The sequence below is a fragment of the Planococcus alkaliphilus genome (genome assembly GCF_057031095.1).
On sequence record NZ_CM168060.1, the window covers coordinates 290,916 to 305,644 of the forward strand.

General features: G+C 44.8%; 18 protein-coding genes and 1 other annotated feature. Of the genes, 10 read left to right on the top strand and 8 right to left on the bottom strand.

All coding sequences use genetic code 11. The features are described from left to right. Position 1 precedes the first annotated feature (1 nt). Positions 2-1,267: an ABC transporter substrate-binding protein gene (locus tag AC2EXB_RS01600; RefSeq protein WP_483603213.1), complete on the bottom strand. Its 1,266-nt coding sequence runs from the start codon at positions 1,265-1,267 to the stop codon at positions 2-4. 210 nt (positions 1,268-1,477) lie between these two features. After that, positions 1,478-1,688: a binding site (T-box leader), on the top strand. A 74-nt stretch (positions 1,689-1,762) separates the two neighbouring features. Here AC2EXB_RS01600 and trpE point away from each other — a divergent pair. Together trpE and AC2EXB_RS01610 are read left to right on the top strand one after the other, a co-directional pair. Next, positions 1,763-3,103 (top strand): anthranilate synthase component I, encoded by a 1,341-nt coding sequence (gene trpE, locus AC2EXB_RS01605; RefSeq protein ID WP_483603215.1) that lies wholly within the window; start codon positions 1,763-1,765, stop codon positions 3,101-3,103. After that, complete coding sequence (locus AC2EXB_RS01610; protein WP_483603217.1) at positions 3,100-3,690, top strand: anthranilate synthase component II; 591 nt, start codon at positions 3,100-3,102, stop codon at positions 3,688-3,690. Before trpE ends, AC2EXB_RS01610 begins: the two co-directional genes overlap by 4 nt. A gap of 59 nt (positions 3,691-3,749) precedes the next feature. On the opposite strand, the gene AC2EXB_RS01615 is transcribed toward AC2EXB_RS01610, so the two are convergent. Beyond that, positions 3,750-4,604 carry a dimethylarginine dimethylaminohydrolase family protein gene (locus AC2EXB_RS01615; protein ID WP_483603219.1) on the bottom strand — a complete coding sequence of 285 codons (855 nt, stop codon included), beginning with the start codon at positions 4,602-4,604 and terminating at the stop codon, positions 3,750-3,752. 143 nt (positions 4,605-4,747) lie between these two features. On the opposite strand from AC2EXB_RS01615, the gene AC2EXB_RS01620 reads away from it, so the two are divergent. Then, entirely contained in the window at positions 4,748-5,164 is a 417-nt protein-coding gene (locus AC2EXB_RS01620) for a GNAT family N-acetyltransferase (protein ID WP_483603221.1), read from the top strand. 160 nt (positions 5,165-5,324) lie between these two features. Here AC2EXB_RS01620 and AC2EXB_RS01625 read toward each other — a convergent pair whose 3' ends face one another. Further along, positions 5,325-5,702, bottom strand: coding sequence for a nucleotide excision repair endonuclease (locus AC2EXB_RS01625; protein ID WP_483603223.1), 378 nt, complete (start codon positions 5,700-5,702; stop codon positions 5,325-5,327). A 92-nt stretch (positions 5,703-5,794) separates the two neighbouring features. Then, positions 5,795-6,442, bottom strand: a complete 648-nt coding sequence (locus tag AC2EXB_RS01630; RefSeq protein ID WP_483603225.1) for an SDR family oxidoreductase — start codon at positions 6,440-6,442, stop codon at positions 5,795-5,797. A gap of 130 nt (positions 6,443-6,572) precedes the next feature. Between AC2EXB_RS01630 and AC2EXB_RS01635 the strand changes: the two genes are divergently transcribed. Beyond that, complete coding sequence (locus AC2EXB_RS01635) at positions 6,573-6,851, top strand: DUF6509 family protein (RefSeq protein WP_235197944.1); 279 nt, start codon at positions 6,573-6,575, stop codon at positions 6,849-6,851. 49 nt (positions 6,852-6,900) lie between these two features. Here the strand turns inward: AC2EXB_RS01635 and AC2EXB_RS01640 are convergent, their stop codons facing one another. Continuing rightward, the gene (locus tag AC2EXB_RS01640) at positions 6,901-7,629 is read right to left on the bottom strand and encodes a SurA N-terminal domain-containing protein (RefSeq protein WP_235197945.1); all 729 of its coding nucleotides are present in this window, start codon (positions 7,627-7,629) and stop codon (positions 6,901-6,903) included. 143 nt (positions 7,630-7,772) lie between these two features. Here AC2EXB_RS01640 and AC2EXB_RS01645 point away from each other — a divergent pair, with 143 nt between their 5' ends. The 6 genes from AC2EXB_RS01645 to AC2EXB_RS01670 all read left to right on the top strand — a co-directional run bounded on the left by AC2EXB_RS01645 (position 7,773) and on the right by AC2EXB_RS01670 (position 11,997). Beyond that, the gene (locus AC2EXB_RS01645) at positions 7,773-8,669 is read left to right on the top strand and encodes a DMT family transporter (protein ID WP_483603227.1); all 897 of its coding nucleotides are present in this window, start codon (positions 7,773-7,775) and stop codon (positions 8,667-8,669) included. A 100-nt stretch (positions 8,670-8,769) separates the two neighbouring features. Beyond that, positions 8,770-9,879 (top strand): histidinol-phosphate transaminase, encoded by a 1,110-nt coding sequence (hisC, locus tag AC2EXB_RS01650; protein WP_483603229.1) that lies wholly within the window; start codon positions 8,770-8,772, stop codon positions 9,877-9,879. Between the two features lie 132 nt (positions 9,880-10,011). Further along, complete coding sequence (locus AC2EXB_RS01655) at positions 10,012-10,920, top strand: NAD(P)/FAD-dependent oxidoreductase (RefSeq protein WP_483603231.1); 909 nt, start codon at positions 10,012-10,014, stop codon at positions 10,918-10,920. Positions 10,921-11,042: 122 nt separating this feature from the next. Next, entirely contained in the window at positions 11,043-11,342 is a 300-nt protein-coding gene (locus AC2EXB_RS01660; protein WP_235197949.1) for a hypothetical protein, read from the top strand. A 113-nt stretch (positions 11,343-11,455) separates the two neighbouring features. Further along, positions 11,456-11,635 (top strand): hypothetical protein, encoded by a 180-nt coding sequence (locus AC2EXB_RS01665; protein ID WP_251477900.1) that lies wholly within the window; start codon positions 11,456-11,458, stop codon positions 11,633-11,635. After that, positions 11,632-11,997 carry a nuclear transport factor 2 family protein gene (locus AC2EXB_RS01670; protein WP_483603233.1) on the top strand — a complete coding sequence of 122 codons (366 nt, stop codon included), beginning with the start codon at positions 11,632-11,634 and terminating at the stop codon, positions 11,995-11,997. The genes AC2EXB_RS01665 and AC2EXB_RS01670 overlap by 4 nt, the downstream gene beginning before the upstream one ends. Positions 11,998-12,039: 42 nt before the next feature. On the opposite strand, the gene AC2EXB_RS01675 is transcribed toward AC2EXB_RS01670, so the two are convergent. From AC2EXB_RS01675 to AC2EXB_RS01685, 3 genes are read right to left on the bottom strand one after another with little or no spacing between them, the layout of a single operon-like run. Next, positions 12,040-12,612, bottom strand: a complete 573-nt coding sequence (locus AC2EXB_RS01675; RefSeq protein WP_483603235.1) for a 5' nucleotidase, NT5C type — start codon at positions 12,610-12,612, stop codon at positions 12,040-12,042. 4 nt (positions 12,613-12,616) lie between these two features. After that, complete coding sequence (ribD, locus tag AC2EXB_RS01680) at positions 12,617-13,708, bottom strand: bifunctional diaminohydroxyphosphoribosylaminopyrimidine deaminase/5-amino-6-(5-phosphoribosylamino)uracil reductase RibD (RefSeq protein WP_483603237.1); 1,092 nt, start codon at positions 13,706-13,708, stop codon at positions 12,617-12,619. Then, on the bottom strand, positions 13,695-14,456 hold the full coding sequence (locus tag AC2EXB_RS01685; protein WP_235197954.1) for a GTP cyclohydrolase II: 762 nt from the start codon (positions 14,454-14,456) through the stop codon (positions 13,695-13,697). Before AC2EXB_RS01685 ends, ribD begins: the two co-directional genes overlap by 14 nt. Between the last annotated feature and the right edge of the window lie 273 nt (positions 14,457-14,729).

A 14,729-nucleotide genomic window follows, 5' to 3' on the forward strand; every position in this document is an offset into this window, starting at 1 on the left:
ATCATTCCCTGTTTTCGTCTACGATTTTCTGGGCAGCTTCTGCCGCTGCCATTGGATCTTCACCGCCGAGTACGTTTTCAATTGAACTCAACACTGCATCTTCGATTTGTGCGTTAGTGATTAAGAAGCGCGGCTGGAACCGTGTTTTCTTTTCGTCAATCCAGTAAGCAGTATTTTTCAATTCCTCTGATTCGTAATTCACGTCCGTAACTGTCAAATGCTGGCCCGTACCATTCGCATATTTTGAAGCGATTTCAGGCTCGCTGAGGAAATTAATGAATTTTTTCGCTTGTTCCTGTTTTTCAGACTTGCTGTTGACCGCGAGCATGAAAGTAGCGGTATTGATGCCTTCATACACGGCTTCGCTTTCTTCAACTGTAATCGGGGCAAGCAGATCCAATTGCAAATCCGGATTCAAGCCCATGATCGAAGCCATATGATAAGAACCTGTCGCGATCATGGCAGCTTCCTCATTTGCTACCATTGCCATAGCGGAATCAGCATTCGTTCCTAATGCATTCTCTTGGATATAGCCTTTTTGCTCAAGCAATTGGAAGTCTTCCAAAGTCTTGACCCACCATTCGTTTGTCAAAGACTCTTCTCCGCTTTGCAATTTTGCAAAGACGTCTTCATCTAAGGCGTTATTCATCATCATGCTGTTCATGAATTGGTTAGGGCCAATGTCTGCACCTGGGAAAGCGATCGGCGTGATGCCATTTTCAAGAAGTGTATCGGCCATTTCTTGAAACTCAGTCCAACTCTTTGGTACCTCTAATCCTAATTCTTCAAACATGCCTTTGTTATAGACTGGAATATTAAATACGAGCTGGTAAGGAAGCGCCATTTGTTTGCCGTCTTTCTGTCCGACGGAAATTAAATTTTCATCAAATTTCGAAACAAACTCTTCTTCTGTCAAATCGGCAAAAATACCTGCTTTTTGCAAGGATTCAAATTGGGCTCCTGGGAAAGAAGTGAATACATCGCCTGTAGAACCTTCTTGCAGCATGCGCTGCGCAGTAGCTTGGTACTGGTCGGAAGGATAAATGTTCATTTCAACAGCAATGTCGGGGTTCGCCTTTTCAAACTCGGCAATAATCTCGTCGAATACAGCTTTGTCTTCATTGCGCCAATGCATGAAACTGATGGTCGTCTTATCGCCGGAACCTTCTCCGCTGCTGTCACTCCCGCCGCTCTCACCTGCACAGCCGGTTAAAATCAACAGTAAAGTCAACATTCCTGCCAATAAAGAGAAAGATTTCTTCTTCATTTGTATAGCCTCCCTTGTTATAGGTTATCGTGCTTAATACTAGTTATACCGTAAATTTATTGATTAATACAGAATTATCCGATAGAAAGAGCAGTGGATGGTTGACATCGAAGTAGGAATTGAATAAGATAGGAGCAACCTTTTGTACGGATGATGGCAGAAGGTGCCGGGAGCGGCATCGCCAAAGTACAGTTGAGCTGAGAATAGCAGAGCAAATCGATGAATAAGAAGAGTAGCGCGTGATCTCCACTCAAAGAGAGCCAGTGGCAGGTGGAAACTGGTGTGGAACGGGCGTGAATGGACTTATGAGTGATTCCTTGAAATCGGAGTAGAGGAATCCGTTGCCCCGCGTTACAGGGGATCAAGTGAAAGCTGGATCAGCTTTAACATGAGGTGGCACCGCGGTTGAACCGTCCTCTGCAGGGAATTTATTTCCTGTAGGGGTTTTTTTATGGTTTAAACGCGCTGTCTTTAACTTAGAGGAGATGAGCAGAGATGAAAGCTAGGAAAATTGATGGCGATTCCTTGACACCGATCATGGTGTTCAACCGGTTGAAGGGGCCAAGGAAATGCCTGCTTGAAAGTTCGTTGAAAACAAGCCTTACGGGCCGCTATTCGTTTATCGGAGCAGACCCTTCCAAAACATTTATCGGGCACGGAGAAAAACTGGAAGAGCAGGATTTTAGAACGGGAAAAGTCATTCACCATACAGGGAAGCCGCTTGAACTATTAAAGTCCCTTCTTCCAGTTCACGATGCGGAATTGGAAGGCATCCCCTTTACAGGAGGAGCTCTCGGCTATATCGGCTACGATGCCATTCAAGCGTATGAGCCAATTGAGGCAGCCAAGGAAAACAGTTTGGCGATGCCGGATATCCATCTGCATTTATACGAAACGATCATCGTTTTTGACCACGTGAAAAATGATGTCACCATTATTTCGTTCGAAGACAAGCTTGGTGAAGTGGAACAGCAATTGCGCGCACCTGAAAAAGGAGAGGAAAGGGAAAGCCAAGACCCTTTGGATTTTGCATCGAAAACGGATGCAGCTGCATTCCGTGCGCAAGTGGCGCAAGCGAAAGAGCATATTCGTAAAGGCGATGTTTTTCAACTGGTCTTATCGCAAAGATTGTCTGCTGCTTATCAAGGCAATGCGTTCAATTTATACCGCAAATTGCGCAAGCAAAATCCGTCGCCGTATCAATTCTATATCGACTTTGAGGACTATGCGGTAGTGGGGGCTTCTCCTGAAAGCTTGTTGACCATCCGCGGCGGCCATATGGTGACCAATCCAATTGCTGGCACAAGAAAGCGCGGGCGGACAGAAGAGGAAGACCAGATGCTTGCTGAAGAACTGGCAAATGATGAAAAGGAGCGCGCGGAACATCAGATGCTGGTCGATCTTAGCCGCAATGATGTCGGCCGGGTAGCTGCAATCGGTTCAGTGAAGATTCCAAAATACATGGCGATTGAAAAATACCAGCACGTGATGCATCTCGTTTCAGAAGTGACCGGCAACTTGAATACAGCGATGCACCCTCTAGATGCTTTGGTGTCTTGCCTGCCTGCTGGGACGGTTTCCGGAGCTCCGAAAGTGCGCGCCATGCAATTGATCCAGCAGTACGAAGAAGAGCGGCGCGGTGTATACGGAGGGGCTATCGGCTATATCGGCTTTAATGGCAATTTGGATGTGGCGCTTGCCATCCGGACATTTGTCGTCAAGGATCAGTTTGTCCATGTACAAGCAGGTGCCGGCATCGTCTATGATTCGGATCCGCAAGCCGAGTACGAAGAGACGCTGCATAAAGCACGTTCACTGACGGAGGTGTTCGGATGATTTTATTGATCGATCATTATGATTCATTCACTTATAACATTTATCAGGCGGCAGCAGAACTGGGAAAAGAAATTAAAGTGGTCCGCTACGGTGTGATGACGATAGATGAAATTGTTGCGCTCCAGCCGGAAGCCATCATTTTATCTCCCGGTCCGGGGCATCCGGAAGAGTTGCCGGAATCCCTGCAGTTGATTGAAGCTGTCTATCAATCCATTCCAGTGCTTGGAATTTGCTTAGGACACCAATTGATCGGCACTGCATTTGGCGGAAAGGTCGTTCAAGCACCAGAGATTCGGCATGGCAAAGTCTCCATGGTCAGCCACAAACAGCAAGGTGCCTTTGCCGGACTCTCTACGCCTTTGCCGGTCATGCGCTATCATTCGCTTGCGATTGAAGAAAGTTCGTTGCCGGATTGTTTTGAAATCCAGGCAGTGGCAGAAGATGACGGCACCATCATGGCAGTAAAGCATCGGGATTATCCGGTCTTCGGCTTTCAGTTCCATCCGGAATCGATCGGGACGCCTGAAGGAAATCAATTAATAGAAGGGTTTTTAACGGCTGCCGAAAAGCAGGCGGCTTTAAAATGAAAAAGGAAATCCCCGGTTTTACTGGGGATTTCCTTTTTTGATCAAACGATTGTAAAATTTTATTTTCTTGTAATCGGCATTGTACAGCAGCGGAAAGCGCCGCCGGATTTGATGATTTCAGAAAAATCGATTTCAATGACTTCAAAGCCATGGGCTTTTAGCTGTCGATTAACGTCTTCGTTTTGCGGTTGGCTGAATACGCGTCTGTTGCCGATGGATAATACATTCGTACCAAGCGCAAATTGTTCTTTGGCATTGACCGGAAGGAGCGTATAGCGTTTTGCTAACATTTCTACAGTTTCTGGATCCAATGCTTCCTCAAAAATCAAGGCTTCGGTCGGGGAAAGGATGTTGAATACGCAGTCCAGATGCAGGTATTTATCATTAAAAGAAATCGGAATGACGTTGAAATTCGGAAGCTTCTCTTGCAATTCGCGAACTGCATTTTTTGAAGTCCGGCTGCTGATGCCGATGTAGAGTGTATCGCCGTCGATGATGACGTCGCCGCCTTCTACCCGGTTGCTGCCGAGGGTTTTCGAACGAATCTGTTCAGCGTTAAGCCAATCTTGCAAGACGCATTCTTCTCCTTGGCGGATGGAAGAAGCCATTTCGCCGATAAACACCGTATCACCCACTGTAAAGCCGATATCGCGGGTGAAGACTTGTTCTGGGTATTCCTCGGAAGGATCGAGCAATACGGTTTCCACTCCTTGAGCTTTTAAAGCTTCGACAAATTTTCGATGCTGATCCATCGCAATCGCTACATCAATATTTTCTTCTTGATATCGCTTTTGGACATCATTGATGACTTCTTTTATTTCCATATAGTTGGGCGGGCAAAGCAAGACAAAACGCAACGGGTCGTATTCACTTCTGCACCAAGCCGACGGAATTTCTTTTGCGTAAGATGACATAAAAGTTCCTCCAAAAAACGTAGTTAGTAGTTTACTATTCCCTTTATCAAATGTGGTTAAAACCTGAAAAAGCGTGCAAGCAATGAAGCTGGATGCGAAAATAAGGAGGAAAGTGCATAAAAATAAGTGGGAGGAGATACGGGATGAAGATTGTGCAGCAGGAAATAAAAGAAGACCGTGATTTTATACGCAGCAAAGTCATTGAACACAATATGGCCAATGTGCCGGACGAAGTCAAATCGCCGTTAGACGAAGTGAGCTTCATCGCACGCGATGAAAGCGATGAAATCATTGGGGGAATTACTGGTACCGGCTTTTGGCGCCATATGCATATCGATTTTCTATGGGTTGATGAAAATGCGCGAGGACGGGGAATTGCGGAACAATTGATGGGACAGATGGAACAATACGCGCGCCAGGCAGGCTGCCATTTAATGGTTGTAGATACATTTAGTTTTCAGGCACCGGGCTTTTACAAAAAACAGGGATTCGTTGAATTTGGCGTGCTTGAAAATCATCCACCTGGCCATAGCCACCATTATTTTGAAAAGCGGCTTTAGGGAATAACAAAAGAAGCGCGTAACGCATGGAAATTTTTCAGGGTGCATATAAATTCATTTATGAATCCTGTGAAATTTATTTTTAAAAATGTATAATCGTCGCGTAAATACGGAAAAAGAAAAGCCCGCAGAATGAATTTATTCTGCGGGCTTTTTCGAATCAGTCTTTGTAGAAGACTTTATCAACGTTGTATTTTGCTTGAAGCGCATTGATCAAATACGTTTCGTAAATCTCGCGTTCCATCGGATCTTCCACGATGGAAACAGTGATGCGGTGGACTTCATCGCGGTGATTTTTCAAAGGCGATACATTGTCTTCGAAATGCTTTTTCACACGCTGGCGAAGTTTGCGGGCTTTGCCGACAAACAGCAATTCGCCGCTATGGTTGAAGAACTGAATAATGCCGCCTTTATCGCGCGGGATTTCATGCAAATCAATAAAACCGTACAATGGCTTTATGATGGCTTCGTCTCCAGTTGCTTCTTGTTTGCGCTGTGTAATTGTCACATCCGCTTTTGGGGGTTGAATATTAATCATAATTATCACGTCCTCTATTATCGTATGGCTTATCGTACCATAAATAGGAGCGGAAATCTATCCGCCCTTAATTCACGCACGAAGGCAGACGATTACAAGGAATCCAATTCAGAAGCCGTCGAATTGCCGCCTTGCAGCACTTCAAAAGTTTTATGGTACGTGTTTGGACGGTCTAATACGGTCACCAGAACACTCGCTACATCAGCGCGCGGAATGGAACGGCCTTCCATGGAAGTAAAGCCGGAACTCGACACTTCGATACTGCCGGTTTTATCTTCATCCGATAAAGCACCAGGGCGGACGATAGTATAATCCAGATTCGTCGATTTTAGGATTTCATCTGCTGCTCGTTTAGCAACAAGGTATGGCTTCATTTCTTCGCCGCCTGCATCCGGATCGTTCGTACCCATCGAACTCAACTGAACAAAACGTTTCACGCCATTTTCTTCTGCGTATTTAGCTGCTTTTGCGGAGCCCCATAAGTCGATCGTCAAAGTTTTGTCCGGACCGGTCGAACCACCAGATCCTGCAGCGAAAATGACTGCGTCCACTTCGCTGAAAGCATCACTGAAATCTTTTTCCAAATCAGCAAGAACCACTTTTTGTGCACCCAATTCTTTCAGGTGATCCACTTGATCTTCTTTGCGCACCATTGCCACAGCTTCGTGTTCGGATGCTGAAAGTTCTTTTACGATATTTCGTCCAACTTGTCCATTTGCACCAATTACTAATACTTTCATCTACTATTCCACTCCTTTATTTGTTTCGGTTTTATCTGTATTCCCGTTGCCGTTCGATTTAAACAGATGCACGAAAGGCTACCCAAATGCCTGTATAAAGGCTAGAATAAAGGGACGGAGGTGTTATGACATGGAAATTACGAATTACAGCATTTCTCAGCTAAAAGACCCGACAGGCATTATTGCAGGCGAACGCTATGAGTTCTTGCTTGATGTGGAAGTCGATGAAGACGACGAGTTATATACAGAAGGCGGTTTGGAACTTCGCGTCATTCTTGCAGTAGAAGGGGAAGAAACACGCGTTGCCTTTTACAATTTTATAGACAAATTGAGCCGGAATGTGTTGGAATTCGCTCTTGAAGAAGACGAAGAAGCGGAAGTTCTTGCTTACTGCCAAGGAAAACTATAAAAATGAAAATCCCCAGCTAGCAGATAAATGCTAGCTGGGGATTTTTGAATTAAATCTTCACGTCAATTTTAGCTGCTGCTTTCAATTCTTCAATGCGGTCATAGACAGCTTGCTGTGTGTTTTGCTGTTCCAGCGATTGGCGGATGGTCGGCTCCATCTCTTCGTAAGCTGGAGCTTCTTGTTCAGATGACGAAGCAAAGCCATCGTATGCTTCTTTCACTTCTTCGTCAGTCACTTCTTTTGCTTTTACTTCTTCGGCTACATATTGTTCGTAGACGATTTGGTCACGAAGCTGGCCTTCCATATCATCCAAAGTGAATCCGGTTCTTTCCAAAGCTTCGTTCATCGCTTTTTCATCTTCGAATTGGCCTTTCAATGATTCAAGCCGCTCTTCAACAGCGGCATCTTCCGCTTTATAGCCTTTTTCTTCCGCATCCTGCAAAATCAGTTTGTTGCCGACGATTACAGTGATCGCCTGTTCTTTCACCAATTCTGCATTTTCCGGTTCTGACGCTTTTTTGCCGTCTGCTGCTAAAGTGCTTTCCAACTGGCGTGCCACACTATTATAGACATTTCCTAAAATCTCTTCTTCATTCACAACGACTACAACGTCTTCTTCAGCGGGCAAATCCAGTTCTGTTGGCTGTTCTTCCGTTGTCTCTTCCGCTGATTTTGCAGTTTCGTCCTCTTTTGGCTGTGCCTCTTCATTATCTGAGCAAGCTCCTAAAGTTAACAATAAAAGAAAAGGGGCTAATGCAAATTTCATCTTTTTGATCATCTGAAAATCTCCTCTATGTTTGTCTCGTTACAGTAAAGCACATTTGTACGCTGGACACAAATAGTACCCTTGCCTCGTGTCAATAATGCCATTATTCTGTACAATAAACTATTATAGACAATCTTACTATCGGGGGCTGTATGATGGCAAAATATTTGAATCGGGCAACTGGGCTTCTCGTTCTGCTGGTTTTTATCTGGGGAATCAGCTGGTCCATTTATAAGGCAGCTCTCGATTTTACGCCGCCGATCCTTTTTGCGGGGGCCCGTTCGCTGATTGGCGGACTGTTGTTGGCACTGGTCCTGCTGCCGGTTTGGAAGCGCATCAAGTGGCGGGAAAATTGGCCGGCCTACAGTATTTCGGCTTTATTGAATGCTGTTCTTTTCTACGGGCTGCAAACAGCTGGCCTCAATTATTTGCCAGGTGGATTGTTTTCGGTCCTTGTCTATTTTCAACCGGTGTTAATTGGCATCTTTGCCTGGCTCTGGCTGGGCGAGAAAATGACGGTTTTTAAAATAACCGGACTGTTTTTAGGTTTCCTTGGCATTTTGGTTATCAGTGCAGATAGTTTATCTGGAACTTTATCGGTGACTGGAATTGTCTTAGGTCTGCTTGCTGCGCTTAGTTGGGCATTAGGTGTCATTTATGTAAAAAAAGTCAGTTTACGCATTGATTCGATGTGGATGGTCGCTTTGCAATTCATCATCGGCGGAATCATTTTAATCACGGCTGGAAGCTTCACAGAAAACTGGACGGAGATTACATGGAATGCCACTTACCTTTTTGGCCTTGGATTCGGTTCCACATTCGGCATCCCGGTCGCCTTCGTTATTTATTTTCATTTGATGAATAATGGAGAAGCAAGCAAAGTGGCGGCGTTCACTTTTTTAGTCCCGTTGATTGCGGTTTTGACCGGGACTGTCTTTATGCATGAACCGGTAACCGCAACTTTAGTCATCGGCTTACTATTGATTGTTTTAAGCATCTATTTGGTGAATCGCCAAAAACCGCCGATTAAACGGCTGATTTCTTCGGATTAAGAAGAATCGAATAGCCAAGCAGCGTTGAATTGTATGTCTTAAATGGTATGATTATAAATACATTAAAATAAAAATACATACTACTGTTGGAGGAATCAATATGACAAACCCCATTACAATTAAAGCACGCAAAACTTTAGAAACGATTCAGCCTTATTCTCCAGGGAAACCGATCTGGGAAGTCCAAAAAGAATCAGGATTGGATCGCGTCATAAAATTAGCTTCAAATGAAAATCCGCTCGGTCCTTCTCCGAAAGCTGTAGAAGCCATCCAAACGGGGTTAGCTGAATTGAACCGCTATCCGGATGCGGACGCGACCGTTTTGAAGCAAGCCATTGCGGACCGCTATGAAGTCACTCCTTCCCAAGTCATTACGACGAATGGCGCGGACGAATTGATCACGTTAATTTCGGAAGCGTTCCTTGAACAAGGGGATGAAATTATTGTGCCATCGCCTTCATTCAGTGAATACGATTTCGGCGCACATATTATGGGAGCAGATGTCGTACCGGTGCCATTTGCTGCCGGTTTCGAATACGATGTGGACGCGTTGATCGCCGCGGTAACAGAAAAAACGAAAATCATCTATATTTGTTCGCCAAATAACCCGACAGGCACGTACATGCAAAAAGCGGACATCGAAAAATTGCTGAATGCTGTCAAAGATGTACTGGTCGTCATCGATGCTGCATACAGCCATTTCGCTGAGGCAGCAGATTATACGGACGGCATCGAGTATATCAATGCGGGGTATCCTGTTGTCGCACTTCAGACATTTTCGAAAATCTATGGCATTGCAGGGGTACGGGTCGGATTCGGCATTGCACCGGAATCGATTGTGCAATCCATTCTAAAAGTGAAAGAGCCATTCAACGTCAACACGCTTGCCCAAATAGCAGCTACGGCAGCCATTTCAGACAAGGAACATGTTGAAGCTTCTCAAACGGCCAATAAAGCAGGGCGTGAGCAGCTTTACAAAGCTTTTGATGAATTAGGTTTGGCGTATACATCAAGTATGGCGAACTTTATTTTGGTGAATGTAGGGCCAAACGGAGAATCGCTTTATAAGGAATTGATGGCTAAAGGTGTTATTGTACGCTACGGAAAAACGTGGGGCTTGCCGGAGTATATCCGCGTTTCGGTCGGAACTAAAGAAGAAAATGAATTCTTCATTGAAGTTTTGACGGGTTTATTGGCTAAACAAGTGTGAAAAATTGCCGCTTCCAATCAGGAGGCGGCTTTTACATTGGCTGAAATTCGAAAAACAGGGCTTTTCCTCCGTTTATCCTGCTAGTTAAGCGGGAAACTCTATGATTAAACTGATTTATAAAGGATGGATGGCATGATATACGATTGCGCAATTATTGGAGGCGGACCAGCTGGATTGAACGCCGCTTTGGTTCTTGGAAGATCCCGCAGAAACACCCTATTGTTCGATGACGACCACGGCCGGAATTTAGTCACTCGCGAATCACACGGGTTTATTACACGCGATGGCATCTGCCCTGAAGAATTTAAGAAACTGGGGCGCCAAGATATTGCCAAATACGATTCGGTAAAATTGAAAAACAGCCGTGTGAAAGAAATAAAGCGTGTGACGGAAACCCATTATGAATTGACGACGGAGCAAGGCGAGACTTTCCATAGCATCAAGATTATCCTGGCTACCGGGTTGAAAGAACAGCTTCCGAATATTCCGGACATAGAGAAATTCTATGGAACGAGCCTTTTCAGCTGCCCGTATTGCGATGGATGGGAATTGAAGGACCAGCCGCTCGCAGTTATTGCAGATAAGAGTGTTTTTGAATTGGCGAAAAAAGTATATACCTGGAGCAAAGATTTGGTCGTCTTTACCAATGGGGAAGGCCGGCTTGATTTGGAAGAAAAGGAAAAGCTGATTGCCAAAGGCATTAAAGTCAGGGAAGAAATTATCGATGGCCTGGAAGGCGAAAATGGACAATTACGCAGCGTCAGACTTGAAGACGGAACCTTGATTGACCGTACAGGAGGGTTTGTCACACCGCTCTGGAGCCATCCGACAAGTTTCGCGAAAGAATTAGGCTGCAACCAAAATGAATACGGCGGTATTTTAACGGACGGCTATGGGCGCACAAATGTCTGGAATGTCTATGCTGCTGGAGATGCGTCGCTTATCGTCCCTTCCCAACTCGTAATTGCCGCAGGCGAAGGAAGTGCTGCAGCCATCGGCGTCAATGGGGATTTGACCAATGAGTATTTTGACAGCGAATGAAGAATAAGTAATTTTTCAAAGCGGACAGCTACTGGCTTGTCTGCTTTTTTAAACGAATCTTTTGCGTATACCTGGCTTTATGGGTTAAACTTTCCATACAGAATGCTAGGAGGCGAGCCGAAATGGATCAATCGAATGTTTTATCAACCATTACGTATATCGACACCGAACGGTCCATTGAAGCCGGTGAAATGAAGATTACGCAATCGGAATACAGCATCCATCTTTTTGAAGACCACCTCATCGCTTCCACGACAAAATTCAGCTTGGACAATGTCTGGGATATTTCCTATAAATCGTTTTCGGAAGAAGCCAATCTCCTTTATCTGCACACGCATAGGGGAGTGGTCACTTATAAAGTCTTTGAAAATCCGATGAAGTTTGTCCGGACTTTCAAGAAAATAAAAAATGAAAATTACTGAGAAGCAGCGGCGAAGCGGCTTCTTTTTTTGTTGCCAAAACCTAAATAAAACAGCATTTGCCGCTGATGGAAAGCGGGCTTTATGCTAAAATTTAGAAAAAAGGGGGTGGGCGAGTGGAAGGCGATTATTTCGTAGGTTGGGGGACATTAGCGTTGATCAATGCCGGGATTGCCCAAGGGAAGAACAGGAGCGGATTGAATTGGTTTCTATTATCGCTGATTGCCGGGCCGGCAGCGACGCTTGCCTTAGTGATTTTTGAAAAATTGCCTGATGAAGGGAGCCATGCCAGATGAAATCAGTGATTGAAATTGCCGATCAATGGACGGATTGTGTAAATGCCAAAGATATTGGTGGTGTGCTAAGCCTATCAGCGACAAATGTCGAAATCAGCGGTCCGAGAGGCACAGCTGCAGGGCAAGACATGCTTGCGCAATGGGTGGAAAACTCCGGAATTCAATTGGAGACGCTCGCCCGTTACCTGAAAGGCAGCAAAATGATCTATGAACAAAAAGCTTCTTGGGAAAATGAGAACGGAGAAGTCATCCTTTATTCATTTTTCTTAGTGAAAGAGGGTAAAGTTATGCAAATAGCACGTTTTGATTTATTGGAAGATGCGTTTGGTTCGAGTGGGCTGAGCGAAGAAGACTTGGTTTAATGGATAAAGAAAAAAGCTGGCCATGGAAGATGGCCAGCTTTTTTAGTTGATTTTGCTTTTTACAAGTTGATGGAACTCGGACCAGTCAGTTAAGCGGACTCCTTCGACATGCCGATTGTACGATTGGTCTCGGATAATGACGTTCAAAGAATCGCCGGACAAAGTGTCGATCACTGCAGGCTTGTCATCAAAATAATAGTCCAGTTCGAGATTTTTGATGATTTCAAACTTCTCATGGTCTTTCATGCCGCAATAAAACTGGCTGTCTTTTACAGGGAAGCCCTGGCTCTTCATCCAGTTTTTCGTTTCCTCACCATGTGCGGCGCCGCGAGCTGTAATATAGAAAATTTCATGGCCTTCCTTATCGAGCTGCTGCAGAATTTCCACGGCGCCTGGATAAACGGGGCATTCCGCATAATATAGTTCAGCGAGGGAACTATTCCACATATTGCTTCCTTCTTCGTCCGTCAAATCGAATAATTCATGAATTTCTACTCGGTTGAGCTGGTCGAACAATTCACGGGCAACTTCGCGCCCTAGCTTTTGTTGATAAAGCTGGAACGCATAGCCCCGCAAATCGATTAAGGTATCATCAATATCGAATCCAAATTTCATTTTTTTATCTCCTAACTGGATAAGCTGTAAATTTAAAGTCTTTGCCGACTTTCGTAAATTCGCCTTCTTCGAGGTCGATGGCATCTTTCATCAAATCAAAACCAGTTCCTTCTAAAAACGTCGGGGCATTTTTGCCGCCGATCAATTTCGGAGCGAAGTAGAGCACTACTTTGTCAATAAACCCATTTTCTAAGAACGACGCGTTGACTGTTCCGCCGCCTTCGATGAATAAAGAAGAAACCGACTGCTCGCCGAGCGTGCGCAAAACATCCGGAAGGTCGACCCGGGTTTCTCCGCTAGTCTCGAAAATGCGTATGCCGCGTTCTTCCAATACCGCTTTTTTGTTTCCATCCACTTGCTTTGCCGTGAAAATCCAAGTCTCTGCTAAAGAGTCTGTCACGAGCTTCGCATCCAGCGGAATGCGCAGGCTGGAATCCAAGACAATGCGCAAAGGGTTGCGGCCATTAGGGATGCGTGCAGTCAATTCGGGATCATCTTCGATGACAGTTCCGACTCCTACAAGAATCGCTTGGTTTTCGCTTCGCAATTTATGTACATCGTAGCGTGCTTCTTCGGAAGTGATCCATTTGCTGTCGAGGGCATGGGTCGCAATTTTGCCATCTAAAGTAGAAGCGGCTTTCAACGTAACGAAAGGGCGCTGTTTAACAATGAATTTATTGAAAACTTCATTCATTTTGCGGGATTCTTCCTCGCGTATGCCAACGATTACTTCAATGCCGGCATCTTCCAGCATCTTCACGCCATTTCCGGAAACGACAGGGTTTGGGTCTAATGTGGCCACCACAGCTTTTTTCAATCCAGCTTTGATGATCGCTTCAGCGCAAGGACCTGTCCGGCCGTGGTGGGAACAGGGTTCCAAGGTGACATAAATGGTTCCTCCTCTTGCAGCATCGCCCGCCATCCGCAGTGCATGGATCTCTGCGTGCGGTTCCCCGGCTTTAAGATGGGCACCTACGCCGACAATCCGGCTTTCATTGACGATGACCGAACCTACCAAGGGATTCGGGAAGGTCTGTCCTTTCATAGACTGGGCATTATTCAAGGCTAAATCCATATAAAACTCATGGTTTGGCATGAACAGGGCCCTCCTCGTCTTGTAAGTGGCCGGAACGATTGATTTTTGTCTGCAGGTATTTGGAATTGTATTCCGACTTATCGCCCCAAAGTGCTGTGCGTCCAGCGAGCGGCAGCCCAGCATTTTCAAGCGCATGAATTTTTTTCGGGTTATTGGTCAGCAAAGTGACCGGTTTTGTCCGAAGGGTTTTTAAGACGGCAATCGCGTCTTCGTAGTTCCGCGAATCATCGACAAATCCCAAGCTTTCATTGGCTTCGACCGTGTCGTAGCCGTTTTCCTGCAGGACATAAGCCATCGCTTTGCTGAAAAGTCCGATACCGCGTCCTTCGTGGTTTGCTAAATAGAACAAAGCGCCAGAACCGTGTTCTGTGATTTGCTTCATGGATTGTTTCAATTGGAAGCCGCAGTCGCAGCGTTTGCTGCCGAAGATGTCTCCGGTATGGCAAATCGAATGCATGCGAATCAAAGCGTCTTCGCTGTTTTCAAAATCTCCATATACCAGTACACTTGATTGCTGGTATTCAGCCAGGTTCGACGAAGAAAGTTTTTCGATGATGCTTTCGATATCATCTGTTGTTTCATCGTGTTTCAACCAGCAATACCATTGGAAAATGACGGTTTCATCATATAAGTTAACCGGCAGGCGGATCGGGCCTACAAGATAAATCGCACCTTCATCGGATTCAACCATTTTTATCTTATCTTTTAATACTGAAAAAACTTCAGGTTCTAATTTTGTAGAAGTCATTTTGCTTCCCCCTCTTGAATAGCTTAATCAAACTTGTACCGTTATCATACAACAATCGGTTACTAAAAGTAAGTTAAAAGCTTCGAAATCGAATAGAATATATTAATAATATTTTTAAATAATAATTATTATCGTTTAGAAAGTTTAATATCTTTATTTAAATGATTATTATTCTCAATTATATTATTCTATTCTCATTTATTTTGCAATGATTTAAAGGATGTGTTATATTATCTACATTAGAATGATTCTAAATAAGAAACAGGAGGATGA